General features: G+C 69.8%; 15 protein-coding genes. 2 read left to right on the top strand and 13 right to left on the bottom strand.

All coding sequences use genetic code 11. The features are described 5' to 3' along the window. Both EZJ19_RS16640 and EZJ19_RS10715 read right to left on the bottom strand, forming a co-directional pair. The coding region (locus EZJ19_RS16640; RefSeq protein ID WP_276320110.1) for a DUF5666 domain-containing protein at positions 1 to 932 on the bottom strand (932 nt) is incomplete at its 3' end. After that, the gene (locus EZJ19_RS10715; RefSeq protein WP_131447434.1) at positions 916 to 1764 is read right to left on the bottom strand and encodes a DUF6502 family protein; all 849 of its coding nucleotides are present in this window, start codon (positions 1762 to 1764) and stop codon (positions 916 to 918) included. The genes EZJ19_RS16640 and EZJ19_RS10715, both read right to left, overlap by 17 nt. A 342-nt stretch (positions 1765 to 2106) precedes the next feature. Here EZJ19_RS10715 and EZJ19_RS10710 point away from each other — a divergent pair, with 342 nt between their 5' ends. Next, positions 2107 to 4245: a multiheme c-type cytochrome gene (locus EZJ19_RS10710; RefSeq protein ID WP_206199405.1), complete on the top strand. Its 2139-nt coding sequence runs from the start codon at positions 2107 to 2109 to the stop codon at positions 4243 to 4245. Positions 4246 to 4663: 418 nt separating this feature from the next. On the opposite strand, the gene EZJ19_RS10705 is transcribed toward EZJ19_RS10710, so the two are convergent. The 5 genes from EZJ19_RS10705 to gltA all read right to left on the bottom strand — a co-directional run bounded on the left by EZJ19_RS10705 (position 4664) and on the right by gltA (position 13801). Then, entirely contained in the window at positions 4664 to 4861 is a 198-nt protein-coding gene (locus EZJ19_RS10705) for a hypothetical protein (RefSeq protein ID WP_131447432.1), read from the bottom strand. A gap of 349 nt (positions 4862 to 5210) precedes the next feature. Then, entirely contained in the window at positions 5211 to 6104 is an 894-nt protein-coding gene (locus EZJ19_RS10700) for a recombination-associated protein RdgC (RefSeq protein WP_131447430.1), read from the bottom strand. Between the two features lie 2 nt (positions 6105 to 6106). Continuing rightward, the gene (locus EZJ19_RS10695) at positions 6107 to 9697 is read right to left on the bottom strand and encodes a response regulator (RefSeq protein WP_131447428.1); all 3591 of its coding nucleotides are present in this window, start codon (positions 9695 to 9697) and stop codon (positions 6107 to 6109) included. 15 nt (positions 9698 to 9712) lie between these two features. Continuing rightward, complete coding sequence (locus EZJ19_RS10690; protein ID WP_131447426.1) at positions 9713 to 12406, bottom strand: 2-oxoglutarate dehydrogenase E1 component; 2694 nt, start codon at positions 12404 to 12406, stop codon at positions 9713 to 9715. A gap of 99 nt (positions 12407 to 12505) precedes the next feature. Then, positions 12506 to 13801, bottom strand: coding sequence for a citrate synthase (gene gltA / locus EZJ19_RS10685; protein ID WP_131447424.1), 1296 nt, complete (start codon positions 13799 to 13801; stop codon positions 12506 to 12508). A 175-nt stretch (positions 13802 to 13976) separates the two neighbouring features. Here gltA and EZJ19_RS10680 point away from each other — a divergent pair, with 175 nt between their 5' ends. Next, positions 13977 to 16796: an EAL domain-containing protein gene (locus EZJ19_RS10680; RefSeq protein ID WP_165873552.1), complete on the top strand. Its 2820-nt coding sequence runs from the start codon at positions 13977 to 13979 to the stop codon at positions 16794 to 16796. Here EZJ19_RS10680 and EZJ19_RS10675 read toward each other — a convergent pair. The 6 genes from EZJ19_RS10675 to EZJ19_RS10650 form a co-directional block, all read right to left on the bottom strand. Beyond that, the gene (locus EZJ19_RS10675) at positions 16776 to 17015 is read right to left on the bottom strand and encodes an FAD assembly factor SdhE (protein WP_131447420.1); all 240 of its coding nucleotides are present in this window, start codon (positions 17013 to 17015) and stop codon (positions 16776 to 16778) included. The genes EZJ19_RS10680 and EZJ19_RS10675 overlap by 21 nt on opposite strands. Further along, positions 17012 to 17710 (bottom strand): succinate dehydrogenase iron-sulfur subunit, encoded by a 699-nt coding sequence (locus EZJ19_RS10670; protein WP_131447418.1) that lies wholly within the window; start codon positions 17708 to 17710, stop codon positions 17012 to 17014. The genes EZJ19_RS10675 and EZJ19_RS10670 overlap by 4 nt, the downstream gene beginning before the upstream one ends. A 101-nt stretch (positions 17711 to 17811) precedes the next feature. After that, entirely contained in the window at positions 17812 to 19572 is a 1761-nt protein-coding gene (sdhA, locus tag EZJ19_RS10665) for a succinate dehydrogenase flavoprotein subunit (protein WP_131447416.1), read from the bottom strand. Next, the gene (gene sdhD, locus EZJ19_RS10660; RefSeq protein ID WP_165873551.1) at positions 19569 to 19916 is read right to left on the bottom strand and encodes a succinate dehydrogenase, hydrophobic membrane anchor protein; all 348 of its coding nucleotides are present in this window, start codon (positions 19914 to 19916) and stop codon (positions 19569 to 19571) included. Before sdhD ends, sdhA begins: the two co-directional genes overlap by 4 nt. Further along, positions 19913 to 20293, bottom strand: coding sequence for a succinate dehydrogenase, cytochrome b556 subunit (gene sdhC, locus EZJ19_RS10655; RefSeq protein WP_131447412.1), 381 nt, complete (start codon positions 20291 to 20293; stop codon positions 19913 to 19915). The genes sdhD and sdhC overlap by 4 nt, the downstream gene beginning before the upstream one ends. Then, positions 20290 to 22311: hybrid sensor histidine kinase/response regulator (locus EZJ19_RS10650; RefSeq protein ID WP_131447410.1), on the bottom strand; the 2022-nt coding region annotated here is incomplete at its 5' end. The genes EZJ19_RS10650 and sdhC, both read right to left, overlap by 4 nt.

The raw sequence follows: 22311 nt of genomic DNA, 5'->3' as shown, positions 1-22311 counted from the left end.
GCCAGTTCGGTACGCTGGGTCTCCAGGACACCGCCGGCCGCCAGCCGGCCGGTCAGGCGCACCGGCGTTCCGGTCGCCACGTGGTCGACGCCCACCGCGGTCAGGCCGCCGATCCGCACCGTGCGGCCGCTGCTCGCCTCGACGACCCCGGTCACGCTGACCGTCCGGGCCGCCGGCAGGCGCCCGACGTGGGTCGCCAACAGGCTGCCGTCCGGGCTGCGGAAACCGTCGACCCGGACGAACTCGCCCGCCTGCGGGGCCCGGACGCCGGACGCCGGGTGCACCGTCTGGCCGAGCACCATGAAGGCGTGGCCGCCGGGGGCCGACCAGTCGACCGGGCCGACCACGGCGGAATTGAGCTCGATATGGCGGGCCCGCAGCGAGGCGCCCCCGCCCACCGCATCGACCGAAACGAGGCGCCCGATCGCCAGCTGTCCGGCCGAGGCGGAACGGCCGTCCATGGTCACCGGCGTCCCGGCGTCGTAGTGGATCTCGAGGCCGTTGACGCAGATGCTGCCGAAACCGGTGATGATGCCGACCACGCCGGTGCCGCCGATGCCGCTGCCGTCGGCGCGCCGCCCCGTGCCACCCATGCCGGAGCCGCCGATCCCGTCCTCTGCCCGCAGGCCGGTCCCGCCCAGGCCGGTGCCCGAATCGATGCCGGTCCCACCCATGCCACCCTGGGCACGCAGGCCGGTCCCACCCATGCCGGTACCCGAACTGATGCCGGTGCCCCCCATGCCGTCGCCGCCCAGCCCGGTACCGCCCATGCCGGTGCCGGAGTCGATGCCGGTGCCGCCCATGCCGGACGTGAACGGCAGGCCGCCTTCCGGCAAGGCGCAGGGGTTGGCCCAGGCGGACAGCGCCAGGAACAGGGTCGCAGCGAGGGCACCGAAGATGCGGGCGAGCGCCCGCTCAGTTGCCCGCGCCATGCCCCAGTTCGTCCTCGGCGTAGAAATAGGTTCCGAAGGTCATGCGCCGCTTCGCGCCCTGCCGGTCGGCGTCCTGCTGCTGCAGGCGGAGCGCCTGGCGGTTCACTTCCTGGAGGGCGGATACCGCCAGTTCCCGGGTCAGCTCGCGCAACGCCTCGACCGACTCGTCCGACAGGCCGTCGTAGTAGACGCAGCGTTCCAGGAAGGCCGGCGTCTGGCCGGCCAGGTTGTGGACGCCGGCGGCCAGGTGATCGGAGACGTTCTTGCCGAAGTAGAACATCTTCTCTTCCAGACCGCGGGCCGGGATGAACGCCTCCTCGGCGAGGTGGACCCGGTCATCCTCGTCGAGCCGGGCGACACCCAGGCGCAGCCATTCGTCCAACACGGCGCGCGGCCGGATATCCTTGTTGACGCCGGCGACCAGGCTCTCGAAGGACACCTCGCCGCCGGCGCTGGCCAGGCGCGGCAGTGGCGCCGGGCGGCGCCGGTGATCGAGAAAGGCGTTCTCCGCACACCAGCGCGCGATGACCCTGGCCCCCAGCGAAACCGCCGGCGGCGGCGCCTGGTGCTGGAGCGACTCGGCACGCAGGCGCTTCACCTCGCGCCGGTGCACGCCCGAGAGCAGGCTGACCCGGCTGTCGGTGATCGCCCCACCCTCGCTCGGGAAGTCGCGTGCGGCGACGTCCACGAACACCGCCTTGGCCAGGTTGGCGAAGGCCGGGAAGTCCATGCCGAACGACATCAATAGGCGCGCCAGAGGCCGCAGCAGGCGTTGCACCGCCTGGACCAGCGCCGGATGAGAGGCGAATTGCACGGTCAGCATTACGTTCATGCCCAAATAATATCATGTGTGCAAACTTTACACACATAAGCGCACAGGCGCCGAAACCGTGCCCGGCGAAACGCCGCGCCGGGCACAGGACGGCCCGACCGCACGATGACCCGGCCGACCCGAATCCAAAACAAAGGCCATCTAGGTGGCCCGACGCCGCGACGTCGCGCCCGACCCCGTCCTGGCCGTTGCCGGGATCATATGCCGGCCGCCCGAAAAAGACAGCAACTTCCGATTGACGTGGGATTTTTTCACACGTATTCTGAACAAAAGCCCGGTCAGGGATGGGGTTGTCGCCAAATGCCTTCCGCCCGTGGGAGGTTTGATTGAGGAGATCGTGAGATGAAGCGAACGCATGCGTGGTGGTGGCTGATCGTACTGGTCATGCCCTGGATGACGGCGCTGGCCGAGACGGAGTCGGAGAAACTGTCCGTATCGGCGAGCAGCGTCAACATGTTGGTCGGCGACCTGGCGACATTGCAGGTATACAACGCCGAAGGAAGCATCAAAGCGACGACCTCCAAACGCAAGGTCGCCAGCGTCTCCATGTCCGGGAGCGCGCTGACGATCACCGCCAGGGCGGCCGGCAAGGCGACCATCACGGTACGCAACAAGCATTCCACGGCGAAGGTGGCCGTCAGCGTCACCGGCTCGAGCAGCGCCGCTCCGAGCGCCGGCAGCACCTCGGGCCTCACCGCCACACCCAGTTCCGTGTCCCTGGCACCCGGACAATCGGCCACGGTCAAGATCGGCAACGCCCGCACGTCGTTGTCCGTCTCGGTCGCCAACACGGGCGTCGCCAGCGCGACGGTGTCGAAGACCGACGTCAAGATCACGGCCAAGAAGGTCGGCAGCACCTACGTCACGGTCAAGGACCGCTACTCCAAGGTGGTCGTCCCGGTGGTGGTGCAGACCGGCACCACGACGACGTCGTCGACCTACACGCTGCTGGCCTGGAACGACCTCGGCATGCACTGCATGGACGGCGACTACTCGGTGTTCGCCATCCTGCCGCCCTACAACAACCTGCACGCCCAGCTGGTCGACAGCGGCACCAACAAGCTGGTGACCCAGGGCGTGACGCTGACCTACGAGGCCATGGCGGACGCCGATGGCTCGATCAACACCATCTCCTCGACGAAGACCAACTTCTGGCAGTACGTGGAGAACTTCTTCGGCGTCAGCCCGGCGCCCGATACCGGCCTGACCGGCAACAAGACCGCCAGCCTGACCCCGCAGCCGATGGCCTACGACAGCGCCGCCAGGCAATTCGTCGCCGACGGCATCCCGATCACCCCCTATGACGACAGCTTCCACAAGAACACCTACCCGATGGTCAAGGTGGTGGCCAAGGACGCCAGCGGCAAGCAGCTCGCCCAGGCCCGCGTCGTCCTGCCCGTCTCCGACGAGATGAGCTGCTCCAGCTGTCACGCCTCCAATTCGGACGCCGCCGCCAAGCCGCAGGCCGGCTGGGTGAACGACGCCAGCCTGCCGGAGCGGGATTGGAAGCGCAACATCCTGCGCCTGCACGACGAGAAGCAGGCCGCGGACGCCGCCTACGCCAGTGCCCTGGCCGGAAAGGGCTACGACGCCGCCGGCCTGCTCGCCACGGCGGACGCCGGCAAGCCGGTCCTGTGCGCATCCTGCCACGCCTCGAACGCCCTCGCCGGCACCGGCGTCGCCGGCATCAAGCCGCTTACCGAGGCGATCCACGGCCACCACGCCACAGTCAAGGACCCGGCCAGCGGCGTGATGCTCGACAGCATCACCAACCGCTCGTCCTGCTACCAGTGCCACCCGGGCTCCGAGACGAAGTGCCTGCGCGGCGTCATGGGCAATGCGGTGGACGCCAACGGCAAGCCCACGATCGACTGCCAGAGCTGCCACGGCACCATGTCCAACGTCGGCCGGTCAGGGCGGGTCGGCTGGCTGGACGAACCCAATTGCCAGGCTTGCCACCACGACGGCCAGCGCGAGTTGAGCGCCGTGAGCAGCACCGGCATCCTGAAGGTCTGGCTGGACAACCGGTACGCCACCAACGCCAACGCCCCGGCCGCCGGCTTCTCGCTGTACCGGTTCAGCAGCGGTCACGGCAGCCTGCAGTGCGAGGCCTGCCACGGCGCCACGCACGCCGAGTACCCGAGCAGCCACCGCAACGACAACGTCCTGGCCAACGACGTGCAGGGCCGCAGCGGCACCATCGGTGAGTGCAGTGCCTGCCACAAGAGCGTTCCGCTCACCGCCACCGGCGGCCCGCACGGCATGCACACGATCGGCTCCGCCTGGGTGAGCGGCCACGAGTCCTACGCCGAGAGCAACAAGACCGCGTGCGCCTATTGCCACGGCGCCGACTACCGCGGCAGCGCCCTGTCGACGGCCAAGGCGGCGCGCAGCTTCAGCGTGGAAGGCAAGACCGTAACCTACAGTGCCGGCCAGAAGGTGACCTGTTACGACTGCCACAACGGCCCCAACGGCGATTGACGGTGATGACCCGGCGGCCTCCGGCCGCCCTTTCCAGAACCGCGCTCCGGCGCGGTTTTTTTTCGCCCTCGGGCAACGGTAGGCGCGCGCGCCCCGACCCATCCGGGTCGGCCCGTGCCGGGGATTCGGGCGGTCGGGATGGCGGCCTGCGACAACCATCGCCTCGCGTTCGCGGGCCGGCGCCGAAGGCGGCAGGCCGCGTCAACAACAGGGTGGGGATGTGATCTGAAGGGGCCGCCATGCCGGCGTCGACCGGGCGGGGGGCGGAGACAGCGGACCGGGCGTCGCCGACGGCGATCAAACCCGATCAGGTCGGATGGGTCGGCGGAGCGACCGGAAAAACTGGTCGATGCAGGCGAGCCTGCCGCCTGATCGACCAGTTCATGGGCGCGAACTCAGCTCATTGCCGGAGCTTCATTCAACTCCCCATGCAGTGCGGGCACGCGGCGGAACTGGAGTACCAGAAATGGGCCGCTTCCCGAAGCGACGCCGCCATGCTGCTGCGGACGCCGATGTAACGCAGCTTTTCCTTCGCCGGCAGCGACGGACAGCCGTGCTTGTGAACAACATGGTCACCGTTTTCGTTCGGGAGCCTTTCCACGTAGAACTCGTTCATTTCAACTTCTCCTCTCAGATGAAAATATAACCACAATACTTGAGTGGTTTTGTCGGTTGTCGGGCATTTGTCCGAAATGTTTGCACCGTACCCGACAGAACTACTTGGTTTTCCACTCGAACCGGTAGTCAAGGGGGATACGTGCAATTTCCGTTCCAATCCGGCGCACGGTTTGCAGCGGGAGGTTGCGCGCGGGTGTCCCCGGCCGCCCATCGGGCGGGGCGCTGTACAGCCGGATGGCGGCCGGGGCCGGGCCGGCTTCGCGCGTGCGCGCCACGGGCACCGGTCTGCCCGCAGCCGCCCCGCGGACGCCGCCGCGGGGTCGGTGGCGGCGTCCCCGGTGGCCGCCCTACTCGGCTTCGCCGCCGAGGGCGTCGACCAGATCGGCGAGCAGGCGGGCCAGTTCCCCGGTCATCAGGGCGAATTCGATGTGGAACATCGCCTCGGCGTCCTCCGCCTGTTCGCTCGCCTCCTTGAGGATGTCGAGGAACTGCAGGCGCTTGATCTCCAGCTTGTCGGTCAGGATGAAGGAGATTCGATCCGACCAGGTCAGGCCGAGCCGGGTCGCCTGCTTGCCGGCGGCGATATGGCCGCCGATCTCCTCGCCATCGAGGGCATGGCGGACGTAGCGCACCGTGGCGCGGTCCTCGCCGGGCAGGCGCAGTTCGCAATCGCGGTCGATGCTGAAACCGCTCGGGGCCTCGTTCGCCGCCAGCCAGCCGGTCATCGCCGCGCCGGGCGACAGCTGGGTGTGCGGCAGGGTGAGCGCCAATTCCGGCGCGCTCTCGCCAAGCAGCTTGACCACCGCCTCGGCCTTGCCGGTACTGGCGGCGTCCACGGCCAGCCAGCCGTGCACCGGGTCGAGCCAGGCATACACGGTGGTGCGTTTGCTGAAGGCCCGCGGCAGCAGGTCGTCCTCGACCTGCTCACGTATCTCGCGGCGCCGCTTGGCGCCCGGGCGGTAGCCCTCGGCGGCGGCGACCTCGGCCACCTTTTCCTCGGCCATCTGCTTGACCACCGAGGCCGGCAGCAGCTTGTCCTCGATGCCCAGGGCGATCAGCACCTGGCCGTCCAGGGCAAAGACGTAGTCTTCCTCGGCGCGGATCGGGCGCCATCCCAGGTGTTGCCGGTCCAGCCCGCCGCAGGGCGTCAACGGCCGGGTGGCGAGTTTGCCGGCCAGGGTTTCGGGATCCAGCCGGGTGCCGGCCGGCAGGCGATACAGCTGCAGGTTTCTGAACCACATGGTCAAAGTTCTTTCGGTAAGCTGGTGAGGGCTTGGGCGACCCGGGCCGCTTCGGCCTCCAGGTCGGCGAATACGGCGTCGGCAACCTCGCCGGCGCGGCCGTGGGTCTCGAGGGCCTGGGCCAGTTCGGCCAGGCGCAGGGCGCCGAAGGTGGCGCTCGACGAACGCAGTCCGTGCGCAAGACGGGCCACCTCCGCGGCGTCAGCGCGGGCGACCGCCGCGGTAAGTTCGGCGAGCAGGCCCGGCGTCGAGTCCAGGTACACCTTCACCATGGCGGGAAAATCGTCGCCCAGGCCCTCGCGCAGTTCAGCCAGGACCGTGGCGTCGAGGACGCCCGCCGCCGTCCCGGCGCCCGCTGCGGCGGCCGGTCCCTGGGCAGGGGGAAGATCGGAACCGGGCAGCCAGCGCGCCAGGACGCCGGCAAGCTCGTCGGGCTTGAACGGTTTGGACAGGAAGTCGTCCATGCCGGCCTCCAGGCAGCGGTCGCGCTCGGCCGGGAGGGCGTGCGCGGTGAGGGCGACGATGGCGGTACGCGGCCGCCCCGACTCCGCCTCCAGGCGCCGGATGGCCCGGCTCGCCTCGTAGCCGTCCATGACCGGCATCTGGCAATCCATCAGGATCAGGCCGTAGTCGCGCGCGCGCCATGCCTGCAGCGCCTGGGCGCCGTCCTCGGCGAGCTCGACGCCGAGGCCCAGGCGCTTGAGCATCAGGGTCGCCACCTTCTGGTTGGTCGGCACGTCCTCGACCAGCAGCACCCGGCCGTGCAGGGCGGCCGCTCCGGCGGCGCTGGCGGCGGCCTCCTCGACCAGGTGTCGGGTGACCAGGTGCTCGCGCCGCCCGGCCAGCCCCATCACGGCCGCAAGCACGCGCTGCAGGCTGCCCGCCTCGACCGGCTTGGGCAGGTAGCCGTTGAAGCCGAGCCGGCGGTAGTAGTCGGCGTCGCCCTTCTGGCCGGACGACGAGAGCAGCACCGCCGGCAGGTCGGCGATGGCCGGGTCGGGATCGGCGCGCATGCTCCGGATCAGCCCGGCGCCGTCCATGGCCGGCATCATGAAGTCGAGGATGGCAACGTCGAAGCGGCGGCCGCCCGTCGCCATCCCGTGCAGGCGGTCGAGCGCGGCGGCACCGCTGTCGGCATGTTCGACCGTCATGCCGAAGTGCTCGAGCATGCGTTCGACGATGCGCCGGTTAACCTCGAGGTCGTCCACCACCAGGGCATGCCGGCCGCGCAATTCGGCGGCGGGCAGGGTCGGGATGGCGCTGACGACCGGCAGCGACAGCCGTATCCAGAAGGTGGAGCCGCGCCCGGGCTCGCTGTCCAGGCCGATCTCGCCGCCCATCAGGCCGATCAGGCGGCGGCTGATCGCCAGGCCCAGGCCGGTGCCGCCGTACCGGCGCGACATCGAGGAGTCGGCCTGGGTGAACGATTCGAACAGGCGTTCCTGGACCTCGTGCGGGATGCCGATGCCGGTATCCGAGACCGCGATGCGGACGCCGATGCGGTCGCCGTTCGGCTCCGCCTCGCAATGCACCTCGATGAGGACGTGACCGTGCTCGGTGAACTTGACCGCATTGCCGGCCAGGTTGAGCAGGACCTGGCGGACCCGGCCGGCGTCGCCGAGCACCTGCACCGGGCAACCCTCGTCGTAGCCGACCACCAGTTCCAGGCCCTTTTCCGCGGCCCGCGGCATGAGCAGGCGGGCGACGTCGTAGACCGACCGGCGCAGGTCGAAGGCGATCGGATCGAGGCCCAGGCGGCCGGCCTCGATCTTGGAGAAGTCGAGGATGTCGTTGATCACCGTGAGCAAGGCGTTGCCGGACTGCGTGATGGTGGCGACATAGTCGCGCTGCTCGGTGTCCAGCTCGGTCTCCTCGAGCAGTTGGGCCATGCCCAGGACGCCGTTCATCGGGGTGCGGATCTCGTGGCTCATGGTGGCCAGGAACTCGCTCTTGGCCTTGGTCGCCGCCTCGGCCGCCTCCTTGGCCTCGATCAGGGCCCGGCGCGCCGCCGCCTCCTGGGTGTGATCCTCGAAGGTGACGACCACGCCCTCCTCACCCGAACCGCGCTTGAGCGGCGCCACGGTGTAGGACACCGGCATGGCGCTGCCGTCCTTGCGCCAGAACACCTCCTCGGGCGCCCGCTGCGACTGGCCGGTCCGGATGGCGACCGTCTTCGGGCACTCGTCGACCGGATAGACCGAGCCGTCGGCGCGCCGGGAATGGAAGAGATCATGGGCGGAGCGGCCGAGCATCTCCGCCGCGCTGTAGCCGAGCATGCGCTCGGCGGCCGGGTTGACGAAGCTGATGCGGCCCTCGCGGTCGAGGCCGAAGATGCCCGTGTTGGCACTCTCCACCATCAGTCGGGAACGCTCCTCCGCCTCCCGCTGGGCGCGCTCGCGGACCTGGCCGCGCATGGCCACGAAGGCGCGCGCCAGGATGCCCACCTCGTCGCTCCGGTCGCTGGCCAGGTCGAGGTCGCCGCGGCCGGCCGCGAAGGCCTCGACCGAGGCCGTCATCTGGCGTAGCGGCCGGGTGATGCCGCGTACGGCGAGCCAGGCCAGCAGACTGCCGGCGAGCAGCAGCAGGACCGTCGTGACGCCGGCCCGGCCCGCCGTCGCCAGGGTCACGGCACCGGTCTCGTACGGCGCCGTGACCACCAGGACGATGCGCCGTTCGGTCAGGCCGCCGTCCAGGGCCAGGCTGCGCGCCCCGACCACCACCGGCCGCGGCCGGGCCAGGCGGTCGACCAGGGTCGTCTCCTCGGGAATGCCGTTCAGGATCACCCGCCCGAGCGTGGGCAGGTAGCGGTCGAGCTCCGCACCCTCGCCGACCCCGGGAAACTCGAAGCCGAAGCCACAGGCCTGCCCGGCCGGGGCGACCAGGCAATAGCCGCGCTCGTTGAACAGGTAGTAGCCCTCCTCCGCGAGCAGGGTGCGGCGCATCTCCTCGAATACCGACCACATGTCCAGCTCGATCATGACGATGCCGAGCGGCTCGCCGTCGGCGTCGTGCACCGGCGTCACCGCCCGGATGACCACCCGGTGCGGGGTGGCGATGCGGCCGGCCTCCCGGCGCAGGCCGATATCGCTGAAATAGACCTCGCCGAACGGCAGGGCGATGCCGAGCCGATACTCGGGACGGTTGCCCAGGCGCGGCAGGACGCCGTCGTCGCCGCCGATCGCCCCGGTCGCCGGATCGCGCTGGACCCGGACCAGTTCGCGGCCGCCGTCGCCGACGCCGACGAAGTGCACGCTCAGGTATTCCGGGCGGTTCCGGATCAGGGCGTCGAACACCTCGCGGACATGCCGGCGCGTCTCCGCCGTCGGCCGTCCGGCCCGTGCCCATACGCCCAGGCGGGCCAGGTCCGGCTCGCCGTCCAGGGTGAGCACGTCGCGGCTGAGCTGCTTGACCACCGCGTCGCGGAAGTGCTCGCCGACCGCGCGGGCGGAATAGTTCAGCGCCCGCCGCTCGGTGTTCTCCATGTCCCGCGTGAACTGGTGGATGCTGAGCCAGCCGATCAACCCGCCGGTGGCGAGGATGAGCAGGGCGATCAGGAAGGACAGCCTGAAGCTGATGCTGGAGTAGCCGCGCATGGCCATGATGCCGGATCAGCGCCCCAGGGCGGTCTCCAGGATGGCCTCCAACTGGGCCTTGTGCATGCTCGCGAAGCCGGTCGCCGGCGAAGCCGACTCGGGCCGGCCGGCATAGCGGACCGGCAAGTCGATGGCCTGGCGCAGGCGCCAGGCCATGTAGCGCCAGGCGCCCTGGTTCTGCGGCTCGTCCTGGGCCCAGACGAGCTCCTCGGCGTTCGGGTAGCGGTCCAGCTCGGCGACCAGTTCGAGGTCGGGGAAGGGGTACAGCTGTTCGATGCGGATCAGGCCGACCTGACGCAGGCCGCGCTCGCGCCGGCGCGCCGCGAGGTCGTAATAGAGTCGGCCGCTACAGGCCACCAGGCGGGTGACGGCCGGGTCCTCGGCCGCCTCGGCGCTGCCCAGGACCGGCCGGAAGGCGCCCTCGGCCAACTCGGCCAGGTCGGAGGCGGCGTCGGGATGGCGCAGCAGGCTCTTGGGCGTGAACACCACCAGCGGCTTGCGGTAGGGGCGCAGGACCTGGCGCCGGAGCAGGTGGAAGAATTGCGCCGCCGTGGAGGGCTGGACGACCTGGAAGTTGTCCTGCGCGGCCAGTTGCAGGAAGCGCTCGATGCGCCCGGAGGAATGCTCCGGCCCCTGCCCCTCGTAGCCGTGCGGCAGGAACATGACCAGGCCGTTCAGGCGCCCCCACTTGGCCTCGGCGGCGGCGACGAACTGGTCGATCACGACCTGGGCGCCATTCGCGAAATCGCCGAACTGGGCTTCCCAGACCACCAGTTCGGCCGGCGATGAACTGGCGTAGCCGTATTCGAACGCCAGCACCGCCTCCTCCGAGAGCAGGGAATCCACCACCAGGAAACGGGCCTGGTCGGGTGCCAGGTTCTGCAGCGGCAGGTAGACGCCGGCGTCCCAGCGCTGGCGGTTCTGGTCGTGCAACACGGCGTGGCGATGGAAGAAGGTGCCGCGCCCCGAGTCCTGGCCGGTCAGGCGCACGCCGTGGCCTTCGCCGAGCAGGCCGGCGTAGGCGAGCGACTCGGCCATGCCCCAGTCCACCGCCAGGCGGCCCTCGGCCATCTGGCGCCGGTTGCCCAGGACCATGATGACGCGCGGATGCAGCTCGAAACCCTCCGGCACCTCGGCCAGGCGGGCGCCAAGCGCCTGCAGGCGGTCGAGCGCCATGGCGGTGGCCGCCGGGGCGCGCCAGTCGTTGCCGCGGTAGGGCCGCCAGTCGGCGATGTAGGGGGTGTAGGGGCGCTCGGGCGCCTCCGGCATGGCGTCGAACGCCGTCCGGCAGGACTCGACCATCGCCTCTTCCTCGCCCGCGCGCAGCTCGCGGGCACGCCGCAGGGCGGCGGCATAGAGGGCGCGCACGGGCGGGTGCTCGCGGATGCGCCGGTACATGGCCGGCTGGGTGACCATGGGCTCGTCCTGCTCGTTGTGGCCCAGGCGCCGGTAGCAGACCAGGTCGATGGCGACGTCGTGATGGAAGGCCATGCGGTAGTCGAAGGCCAGACGCACGGCCCGCAGGACCGCCTCCGGATCGTCGCCGTTCACGTGCAGCACGGGCGCCTCGATCATCTTCATGACGTCGGTGCAGTAGAGGCTGGAGCGGACGTCGCGCGGGTCGGAGGTGGTGAAGCCGATCTGGTTGTTGATCACCACGTGGATGGTGCCGCCGGTGGTGAAGCCGCGCGTCGCCGACATGTTGAGCGATTCCATCACCACGCCCTGGCCGGCCATGGCGGCATCGCCGTGGACCAGGATGGGCAGGACCTTGCCGCCGTCCATGTCGGCGCGCTTCTGCTGCTGGGCGCGCACCCAGCCGAGCACGGCCGGGCCGACGATCTCCAGGTGCGAGGGGTTGAAGGCCAGGGCGACCCGGATCGGCCCGGCCAGGGTCGCCACCTCGCGCGCGTAACCCTGGTGGTACTTGACGTCGCCGGTCAGGGCGCCCTCGGGCACCGCGCTGTCCTCGTGGTCGAAGAAGGTCAGCGCCGAGCGGCCGAGGACGTTGTGCATGACGTTGAGACGGCCGCGGTGGGCCATGCCCAGGCCGACCTCCTCGACGCCCGCCCCGGCCGCCAGTTCGAGCAGGTAGTTGAGGAGCGGGATGAACGATTCGCCGCCTTCCAGGGAAAAGCGCTTCTGGCCCACGTAGCGGGTATGGATGACCTTTTCGAGGGTCTCCGCGGCGGTCAGCTGGCCGAGCAGCCAGCGCCGGCGGGCGCCGTCCGGGGCCTGCCAGTCGGCGTCCGTCTCCAGGCGCTGCTGCAGCCAGCGCTTGCGCACCGTGTCGGTGAGATACATGTACTCGGCGCCCAGGGTGCCGCCGTAGGCACGGCGCAGGCGGGCGACGATGTTGGCCAGGCTGTCGCGGGCCGGGCCGGCCAGGGAGCCGGTGTCGAACTCCGCACCCAGGTCGGCGTCGTCTAGGCCGTGGTAGGACGGGCACAGTTCCGGTACCGCGACGGCCTCGCGATGGCCGATCGGGTCCAGGTCGGCGCTCCGGAAACCGTGGAAACGCCAGGCGTTGATGAGCTGCAGCACGGCGACCTGGCGGTTGTCGCAACTGGGCAGCGGGTACTCGGGCGACGGGAACGCCAGCAGGCCGGCAGGCGGCGGCGCCGGCATCGGCGCGGGCACCGGTTCCGGGTCGGCCAGGGCGGCCAGGTATTCGGCGCTGGCACCGTAATAGGCGGTCGAAAGAATCATGACTTAGCCGCTCCGCGGCCCGACAACCCCGTTCCCCCGGCCCGGGCGGGCCGGCCCGCGGAACCGGCGGCACCGGCGACGCGGGGGAACCGGCGTGCATCAGGTGCGCTGTTCCATGGGGACGAAATCGCGCCGGACGGGACCGGTGTAAAGCTGGCGCGGACGCGCGATGCGCTGCTCCACGCTGGACACCATCTCCATCCACTGGGCCACCCAGCCGGCCGTGCGGGCCAGGGCGAAGATGGCGGTGAACATGGAGTTCGGGATGCCCATGGCACGCATGACGATGCCGGAATAGAAATCGACGTTGGGATACAGCTTCTTCTCGACGAAATAGTCGTCCTCGAGGGCGATCTTCTCCAGCTCGAGGGCCAGCTTGAACAGCGGGTCGTCGTGCAGGCCCAGCTCGTTGAGCACCTCGTGGCAGGTCTGGCGCATGATGGCGGCGCGCGGGTCCATGTTCTTGTAGACCCGGTGGCCGAAGCCCATGAGGCGGAACGAGTCGGTCTTGTCCTTGGCACGCCGGATGTACTCGCCGATGCGCGAGGCGTCGCCGATCTCCTCCAGCATGGTCAGCGTGGCCTCGTTGGCGCCGCCGTGCAGCGGGCCCCAGAGCGAGGCGATGCCGGCCGCCACGCAGGCGAAGGGATTGGCGCCCGAGGAACCGACCACCCGCACGGTGGACGACGAGGCGTTCTGCTCGTGGTCGGCATGGAGCACGAAGATGCGGTCGAGGGCACGGGCCAGGATGGGGTTGGGCTCATAGTCCTCGGCCGGCGTCGCGAACATCATGTAGAGGAAGTTCTCGGCGTAGTTGAAGCGGTTCTGCGGATACATGAACGGCAGGCCGACGTTGTACTTGTAGCTCCAGGCCGCGATGGTAGGCACCTTGGCGAGCAGCCGGTAGGCGGCCACCTGGCGCTGCTTGGCGTCGAAGGAATCCGAGGAGTCGCGGTAGAACGCCGACATGGCGCCCACGGTACCCACCATGACCGCCATCGGATGGGCGTCGCGCCTGAAGCCGCGGTAGAAGTTGGACATCAGGTCGTGCAGCAGGGTGTGCCGGGTGACCGTGTTGACGAACTTCTCCTTCTGCTCGGCATTGGGCAGGTCGCCGTGGATGAGCAGGTAGGCCACTTCCAGGAAGTCGGAATGCTCGGCCAGTTGCTCGATGGGGTAGCCGCGGTAGTACAGCAGCCCGGCATCGCCGTCGATGTAGGTGATGTTGGACGAACAACTGGCGGTCGACATGAAGCCCGGGTCGTAGGTCAGGATGCCCTGGCTGCTCAGCGAACGGGTGTCGATCACGTCGGGCCCGAGGTTGCCCTGCATGATCGGCAGCTCGATGCTGTGGCCGGTATCGTTGAACGTGAGGGTGACGGTACGTTGGCTCATGACGAAATACCCGTTGAGGAACACGATTGAGAACGATTGTATGAAAATCCGGCCCGATCCGGGCAGTTTTTCCACCGGCTGCACCGAGCGCGCCGCTTCAAGTATCATTTTCGTCTCGACAGTCCCGTCCCGGATTCGACCGGCACCCCGCGCCCCGCGCATTTTGCCCGCCCCGATGCTTCCAATCACCGCGCCACGGCGCCTCGTCCTCCTACTGTTCGCGTTCCGGCTTTGCCTGCTCGCCCTGCCGCTGGGCGCCGCCCCGGTGCCGGTGTCCGTGCAACTGATCTGGAAGCACCAGTTCGAGTTCGCCGCCTTCTACGCCGCCCTCGACCAGGGCTACTACCGCCAGGCCGGGCTCGACGTCACCATCAAGGAAGGCGGCCCCGGCATCGATGCCGTCGGCGAGGTGTGCGACGGCCATGCCGACTTCGGCGTCGGCACCTCGGCACTCGTCGTCGACCGCTACCGCGGCCGGCCGGTGGTCAGCCTGGCGGCGTTGATGCAGCATTCGCCGATCGCCCTGCTCGCCCTGCGCCGCAACGGCGTCGAAAGCGTGCACGACCTGGCCGGCCGGCCGGTCGCCGCGGACCCGCACAGCCGGGACGAGATCGAGGCCTACCTGCTGGCGGCCGGCATCCCGCGCGCGCGCATCCATCTGGTCGAGCAGACCGACTGGACCATGGCCGCGCTCGACCGCGGCGAGGTCGCCGCCAAGGTCGTCTACCTGTCCAACGAACCGTTCTGGATCCGTGGCCATGAACACGAGTACCTGATCCTGACGCCCCGCTCGGCCGGCATCGACCTGTACGGCAACACGCTGTTCACCACGGCGGCGACCATCCAGGCGCATCCCGACATGGTCAAGGCATTCCGGGCCGCGACCCTGAAGGGGCTGGTCTACGCGCTGGGCCATCCGGAGACCGTCGTCGACCTCATCCTCGACCGCTACAACAGCCAGGGCAAGTCGCGCGAGCATCTCCTGTTCGAGGCCGCCCAGATCCGCGAACTGACCCGTCCCGACATCGTCGAGCCCGGCTACCAGAGCCCCGGCCGCTGGCGCCACGTCGTCGAGGTGTACGCCGGCCAGGACAAGCTGCCGGCCGATTTCGACCTGACCGGGTTCATCTACGACACCAGCCCGCCGCAAACCCCGGCCTGGGTGCCCTGGAGCCTCGCCGGCCTGGCCGCCCTCCTGGCCGGCGCCCTGACCGTGCTGTTCAAGGTGCGCGGCCTGAACCGCCAGCTCAGCCGCGAGAACCACGAACGGGCACTCGCCGAGCAAGCCTTGCAGGAGAGCGAGGCGAAGTACCGCGAACTGGTCGAGCACGCCAATGCCATCGTCCTGCGCGTGGGCCTGGACGGCACGGTGACCTATTTCAACGAATACGCCGAGCGTTTCTTCGGCTACCAGGCCGAGGAGATACTCGGCCGCCACGTCGTCGGCACCATCGTGCCGGAACGGGAGTCCGACTCGGACCGGGACCTGGGCCGCCTGATCAACGCGATCCTGAGCCACCCGGAGGATTTCCAGCACAACGAGAACGAGAACATGACCCGCGACGGCCGCCGGGTCTGGGTGCGCTGGGCCAACATGGTCATCCCGGACGAGTACGGCCGGCCGGTCGGCATCTCCTGCATCGGCCAGGACATCACCGAGGCCCGCCTGGCCGAGGAGACCATCCGCAACCTGGCCTTCTACGACGCCCTCACCCAGTTGCCCAACCGCCGCCTGCTGATCGACCGCCTGTCGCGGGCCCTGGCCATGAGCGCACGCAACCGGCGCCATGGCGCCCTGCTGTTCATCGACCTGGACAACTTCAAGCTGCTCAACGACAGCCACGGCCACGACATCGGCGACCTCCTCCTGATCGAGGTCGCGCATCGCCTGCAGGCCTGCATGCGCGAGGGCGACAGCGTGGCCCGGCTGGGCGGCGACGAGTTCGTGGTCATGCTGGAAGGCCTCGACGCCTCGCCCGACGCCGCCGCCGGCCAGGCCGAACTGGTGGCCGAAAAGGTCAGCGACACCCTGCGCAGGACCTACCACCTGGGTGCCGTCGAACACCATGCCACGGCGAGCATCGGCATCGCCCTGTTCCAGGACAAGACGGTCGGCGTCGACGAACTGCTCAAGCGCGCCGACCTGGCCATGTACCAGGCCAAGTCGGCCGGGCGCAACGCGCACCAGTTCTTCGACCCGGCCATGCAGGCGGCCGTCGAGTCGCGTACCCGGCTGGAGGGCGAGCTGCGCCGGGCGATCCTGCGCGGTGAATTCCTGTTCCACTACCAGCCCCAGGTCGACGCCGAAGGCCGCATGCTGGGGGTCGAGGCGCTGGCGCGCTGGCGCCACCCCGAGCGCGGCCTGGTCGCGCCGGGCGAGTTCATCGGCCTGGCCGAGGAGACCGGCCTCATCGTCGCCATCGGCCAGCACCTGCTGCGCCGCGCCTGCGAGCAGCTGAAGGAATGGGCCGGCGTACCGGCCACCCGGCACCTCACCCTGTCGCTGAACGTCAGCGCGCGCCAGTTCCACCACGCCGACTTCGTCGACATGGTGCTCGCCAACCTGAACGCGGCCGGGGTGGCACCCGACCGCCTGGTGCTGGAGATCACGGAAAGCCTGCTGCTCGACAACATCGACGAGACGGTGGCCCGCATGGAGGTGCTCAAGGCCAGCGGCATCCGTTTCTCCATCGACGACTTCGGTACCGGCTATTCCTCGCTCGCCTATCTGAAGCGACTGCCCCTGGACGAGTTGAAGATCGACCGTTCCTTCGTCAAGGACATCGAGACCGACGAGAACGACGCCGCCATCTGCGCCGCCTTCGTCAGCCTGGGCCACATACTGGGGCTGCGGGTGGTCGCCGAGGGCGTGGAAACCGAGGAGCAGCGCTACTTCCTGGCCCGGGTGCACGGCTGCGACATGATGCAGGGCTACCTGTTCGGGGCCCCGGTGCCCGCGGAGGGGATCGCCGCCTCAGTACGGGCCGCGGATTAGCGCCAGCAGGCCGGCCTGCTCGGAAGTCGCCGGGGCGCGCCGGCCCATCACCAGATCGAACAGATCGGCGTCCTCCATCTCCAGCAGGGTCGCAAAGGCGGCCCTGACCGGCTCCGGCGCGGTGGCGTAGCGGCGTTCCAGGAAGCCGTGCAGGATGTGGTCCAGCTCCAGCATGCCGCGCTGGCAGCGCCAGCGCAGCCGGTTGAGCTCGGCGTTCACAGCGAGCGCTTGACCAGCAGGGTCTTGATCTTGCCGATCGCCGCGGTCGGGTTGAGACCCTTCGGGCAGACCTCGACGCAGTTCATGATGCCGTGGCAGCGGAACAGCCGGTAGGGGTCTTCCAGGTAGTCCAGGCGTTCGTCGGCGGCCTGGTCGCGGCTGTCGGCGACGAAGCGGTAGGCCTGGAGCAGCGCGGCCGGGCCGAGGAACTTGTCCGGATTCCACCAGAACGACGGGCAGGCGGTGGTGCAGCAGCCGCACAGGATGCACTCGTACAGGCCATCCAGCTCGGCACGCTGCGCCGGGCTTTGCAGGCGTTCGGATTCCGGCTCCGGATCGAGGTTGATCAGGTAGGGCTTGACGGCACGGTAGTGGCGGTAGAACTGGCCCATGTCGACGACGAGGTCGCGGATCACCGCCAGGCGCGGCAGCGGCCGTATCTCGATGGGCTCCTTCAGGCCCGCCAGGGCGGTGACGCAGGCCAGGCTGTTGACGCCGTTGATGTTGAGGCCGTCGGAACCGCACACCCCTTCGCGGCAGGAGCGCCGGAAGGCCAGGCTCTCGTCCTGCTGCTCCTTGATGGCGATCAAGGCGTCGAGCACCTTCTTGCCGGCGGGGTCGAACGCGATCTCGTAATCCTGCATGCGCGGCCGGGCGCCAGACTCCGGGTCGTAGCGGTAGATGCGGAATCTCATGCCTGCTCTCCTCCTGCGCCGGCAGCAGCCGGGCCGCCGGGCGACGCACACGGGGAGTTGGGAAGCGCGAGGCCGTCTGTCATCGCATCTGCCTCGGCGGCTCAGTAGGTCCGTTCCTGGGGCTGGAAGGTCTCGACCGTGAGCGGCTTCAGCCGGACCGGCTTGTAGTCGAGCTGGTCGGCCGCGCGGGTGTACAAGGTGTGACGCAGCCAGCGGTCGTCGTCCCGGGCCGGATAATCCTCGCGGCTGTGCGCCCCCCGGCTCTCGGTGCGCGCCAGGGCGGACACCAGGGTGGCGCGGGCGACCGGCAACAGGTTCTCCAGTTCCAGGGCCTCCAGGCGGGCCGTGTTGAAGACCTTGGAACGGTCTTCGACGTAGGCGTCCGCCAGGCGTGCCTCGACCCCGCCCAGCTTGGCGATGCCGGCTTCGAGCAGGTCGGCCCGCCGGTACACGCCGCAGTGTTCCTGCAGGATGCGCTGCATCTCGGCGCGCAGCTGCGGCACGCGTTCCGTGCCCGTGGGACGCTCCCAGCGCGCCAGGCGGGCCAGGCTGGCGGCCACCGAATCGCCCGGCAAGGCGCGCGGGAAGGGGTTCTCGCGCAGGTATTCGATGGCATGGTCGCCGGCGGCACGGCCGAACACCACCAGGTCGAGCAGGGAATTGCCGCCCAGCCGGTTGGCCCCGTGCACGGAGACGCAGGCGCACTCGCCGACCGCATACAGGCCCGGCACGGCCTCCTCCGGGCCATAACGCTCGGGGGCCACGACCTGGCCGCGCAGATTGGTCGGGATGCCGCCCATCATGTAATGGGCGGTCGGGGTGACCGGGATGGGCGCCTCGCACGGATCCACCCCGGCGAACTGCATGGACAGCTCGCGGATGCCCGGCAGGCGCTCCTTGATCTTGTCGGCGCCGATGTGGTCGATCTTGAGCAGGACGTAGTCGCCATGCGGACCGCAGCCGCGCCCGGCCAGGATCTCCTGGGCGATGGCGCGCGACACCACGTCGCGCGACGCCAGGTCCTTGGCGTTCGGCGCATAGCGCACCATGAACTTCTCGTTGTCCTTGTTGAGCAGGTAGCCGCCCTCCCCCCGCACCCCCTCGGTGATCAGGGAGCCGACCTCCGGAATGCCGGTCGGGTGGAACTGCCAGAACTCCATGTCCTCGAGCGGCAGCCCGGCGCGCAGGACCATGCCGAGGCCGTCGCCGCTGTTGATGTGGGCGTTGGTGGAATGGCGGAAGATGCGCGCGCCGCCGCCGGTGGCCAGCAGGGTGACGCGCGACTCGAACAGCATGGGCTCGCCGCTCTCGATCTCCAGGGCGACCACGCCGAGGACGTAGCCCTCGGCATCGCGGACCAGGTCGAGGGCGAAGAACTCCTCGAAAAACTGCGTGCGGGCGGCGATGTTGCGCTGGTAGAGGGTGTGCAGCAGCGCGTGGCCGGTGCGGTCGGCGGCGGCACAGGTCCGCACCGCCTGCTCGCCGCCGAAATGCTTCGACTGGCCGCCGAACTGGCGCTGGTAGATCTTGCCGTTGGCCAGACGGGAGAACGGCAGGCCCATGTGCTCCAGTTCGTACACCGCGCTGGCGGCGTTCCGGCACATGAACTCGATGGCATCCTGGTCGCCCAGGTAGTCCGAGCCCTTGACCGTGTCGTACATGTGCCAGTGCCAGTCGTCCTCGGACACGTTGCCGAGGGCCGCGGTGATGCCGCCCTGGGCGGAAACGGTGTGCGAGCGGGTCGGGAACACCTTGGACAGGACCGCCACCTTGAGATCGGCCCGGGCCATCTGCAGGGCGGCGCGCAGACCGGCACCGCCGCCGCCGACGATCACCGCATCGAACGTCCGCTTGGCGATCATGCCGGAACGCTCCAGAGGATGTCCGCCGCCCAGGCCAGGCAGCCCAGGTAGGCGAGCGCGAACAGGAACAGGAGCGGAAGCCGCAGGGCCAGGGGGTGGACGTAGTCGATGCAGATCTCGCGCAGGCCGACCCAGGCGTGCAGCAGGAGTGCGGCGACGAACAGCAGGCCGGCGACCTTGCTCGCCAGGGGCGCGAACAGCGCCCGCCAGCCCGGGTAATCGAGCGGGCCCGAGGCCCAGGCGTAGGCCAGGAACGCCGGCAGGTAGAGCGCCATGACGACCGCGCTCGCGCGCTGCGCGAGCCACAGGCCGAGACCGCGGCGGGCGCCGCCGACCGTCTTCACGGCCACCACCGGAGCGCGAGCCCGGCCGTGCCGGCGACGGCCAGGGCGAGCACCGCCCAGGCCGAGCGGCGCGCCGCGAGGCGCGCCTCGCCGAGGCCGACGTCGAAGCCGAGGTGGCGCAGGCCGGCCAGCAGGTGGTGCAGCGTGGCCCAGGCCACGGCAAGCGCGAACAGGGCGCCGATGCCCCCGGCCAGGAACGTGCGCGCGCGCTCGTAGCCGGCCGGCGAGGCCAGGCTGAGCATGAGCAGCCAGAGCAGGACCGGGGCCGCCAGGGCCAGGGCGGCCCCGCTGGCGCGGTGCAGGATGGACACCCAGCCGCCGACCGGCAGGGCGATGACGCGCAGGTCGAGGAAGAACGGCCGCCGGTTCGTCGTCACGCCGACTCGCTCTCCGCCAGCCAGCCTTCCGCGAACGCCACCTGGCGCAGCACCGGGCGCTCGGCCTCGGCGTCGGGCAGGCGGGCCAGGGCTTCGGCCAGTTGTCCGGCGCGCGCCCGGCCCTCCATCTCCCGGGCGGCCTCGAACAGGGCGGTCGCCGCGACCGTCTGGGCGGCCCCCTTCAAGGCGTGGGCGTGGAAGGCGAACCGCTCGGCGTCGCCGGCCCGCCCCGCCTCGGCGAGTTCAGCGAGCAGGCGGTCGAGGTCGCCGACGAAGATGGCGAACACGCTGGCCGCCAGCCCGGCATCGTCCATCACCCGTTCCATGAACTCGGCGCGCTGCCAGCTCGCCGAGCGCACCTCGGCCACGACCGGTGCGGGTGGTGACGGCGCCGCCGGCGTTGCGGTCGGCAGCCACTTCGCCAGCATGGCCGCCAGCTCTTCGCGCTGGACCGGTTTGCTCAGATAGTCGTTCATGCCTGCTTCCATGCATTCCTGTTTCTGTTCCGCCATGGCGTGGGCGGTCATGGCGACGACCGGCACCCGGCAGTCGAACTCGCCCGGCGCCGCGGCGCGAATCCGCCGGGTCGCCTCGAGGCCATCGAGGACCGGCATCTGGCAGTCCATGAGGACCAGGTCGTAGTGGTCCCGCTTGAGCCGCTCGATCGCCTCCTGGCCGTTGTCCGCCACCGTCACGTCATGATAGCCAAGCTTTCTGAGCAGGGCCTCGGCGACTTTCTGATTGGTCGGGTTGTCCTCCACCAGGAGCAGGCGCCCGGGCAGGCGGCGCTGTTCCTGCACGCTGTAGCGCGTGACCAGCGGCGGCGGCGCGGCGTCGGGCCGCGCGACCGGCCCGGCCAGGATGGTCACCAGGGTGGCGTACAGGATGTCGCTCTTGACCGGCTTGGCCAGGTAGCCGGCGAAGCCCTCGTCGTGCAGGCGCCGGCCGTCGCCGCGCTGGCCCGCGGAGGTCATCATGAGCAGCAGCGTGGCGGCCAGAACCGGGTCGGCCTTGATCCGGGCACCCATGTCCTCGCCGGACATCCCGGGCATGTGCATGTCGACGATGGCCAGGCGGTAGGGGTCGCCCGCGCGCGCCGCCTCCTCGAGCGCGTCGAGGCCGGCCCGGGCGGAATCCGCCTCGGCGTGGCGGAAGCCCCAGCGGCCCAGGAAGGTGGCCAGGATGCGCCGGTTCGTGGCGTTGTCGTCCACCACCAGGAGGCGGGTCCCGGCATGGCGCGCCAACTCGCTGGCGGTGGCGGCCGGCGCCATCCCGGCGTCGGGCCGCCGGATCAGGGAGACGGTGAACCAGAACGTGGTGCCCTCGCCCGGCCGGCTGTCGAAACCGATCTCGCCGCCCATCAGGTCGACCAGCTGCTTGGAGATGGCCAGGCCCAGGCCGGTGCCGCCGTACTTGCGGGTGATCGAGGCGTCGGCCTGGTTGAAGGCCAGGAACATGGTCGACTGCTTGTCCAGCGGGATACCGATGCCGGTGTCGCGCACCGTGAACCGGAGCAGCACGCGGTCGTCGTTCTCCCGGCTCAGCTCGGCGCGCAGGTCGATGCTGCCCTGGCCGGTGAACTTGACCGCATTGCCGAGCAGGTTGCTGAGTATCTGGCGCAGCCGGCCGGGATCGCCGCGTACCTGGGCCGGCACCTCGGGGCCAATCTCGCCGGTCAGCTCGACCCCCTTTTCCTCGGCCCGGATGGCGAACAGGTCGACGGTATCCTCGAGCATCGCCCGGAGGTCGAAGTCGATCTCCTCCAGGTCGAGCCGGCGCGCCTCGATCTTGGAGAAGTCCAGGATGTCGTTGATCACGGTGAGCAGCGAGGCGGCGCTGTTCTGGATGATGCGGGCGTATTCGCGCTGCTCGGCATCCAGGCGGGTGTCCATGAGCAGCTCCGCCATGCCGAGCACGCCGTTCATCGGCGTGCGTATCTCGTGCGACATGTTGGCGACGAATTCGCTCTTCGCCCGGCTGGCCGAGTCGGCCGCTTCCTTGGCCTCGATGAGCTGATG

The sequence above is a fragment of the Parasulfuritortus cantonensis genome (genome assembly GCF_004337445.1).
Taxonomy (GTDB): domain Bacteria; phylum Pseudomonadota; class Gammaproteobacteria; order Burkholderiales; family Thiobacillaceae; genus Parasulfuritortus; species Parasulfuritortus cantonensis.
This window is presented reverse-complemented; position numbering and strand designations above follow the sequence as displayed.

Excerpts from the sequence above, each read along its gene's own strand:
- EZJ19_RS10680 (WP_165873552.1), top strand. The coding sequence starts at position 13,977 with ATGCTTCCAATCACCGCGCCACGGCGCCTCGTCCTCCTACTGTTCGCG.
- EZJ19_RS10670 (WP_131447418.1), bottom strand. The coding sequence starts at position 17,710 with ATGAGATTCCGCATCTACCGCTACGACCCGGAGTCTGGCGCCCGGCCG.
- EZJ19_RS10715 (WP_131447434.1), bottom strand. The coding sequence starts at position 1,764 with ATGAACGTAATGCTGACCGTGCAATTCGCCTCTCATCCGGCGCTGGTC.
- EZJ19_RS10710 (WP_206199405.1), top strand. The coding sequence starts at position 2,107 with ATGAAGCGAACGCATGCGTGGTGGTGGCTGATCGTACTGGTCATGCCC.
- EZJ19_RS10690 (WP_131447426.1), bottom strand. The coding sequence starts at position 12,406 with ATGATTCTTTCGACCGCCTATTACGGTGCCAGCGCCGAATACCTGGCC.
- EZJ19_RS10700 (WP_131447430.1), bottom strand. The coding sequence starts at position 6,104 with ATGTGGTTCAGAAACCTGCAGCTGTATCGCCTGCCGGCCGGCACCCGG.
- gltA (WP_131447424.1), bottom strand. The coding sequence starts at position 13,801 with ATGAGCCAACGTACCGTCACCCTCACGTTCAACGATACCGGCCACAGC.
- EZJ19_RS10695 (WP_131447428.1), bottom strand. The coding sequence starts at position 9,697 with ATGCGCGGCTACTCCAGCATCAGCTTCAGGCTGTCCTTCCTGATCGCC.
- sdhA (WP_131447416.1), bottom strand. The coding sequence starts at position 19,572 with ATGATCGCCAAGCGGACGTTCGATGCGGTGATCGTCGGCGGCGGCGGT.
- EZJ19_RS10705 (WP_131447432.1), bottom strand. The coding sequence starts at position 4,861 with ATGAACGAGTTCTACGTGGAAAGGCTCCCGAACGAAAACGGTGACCAT.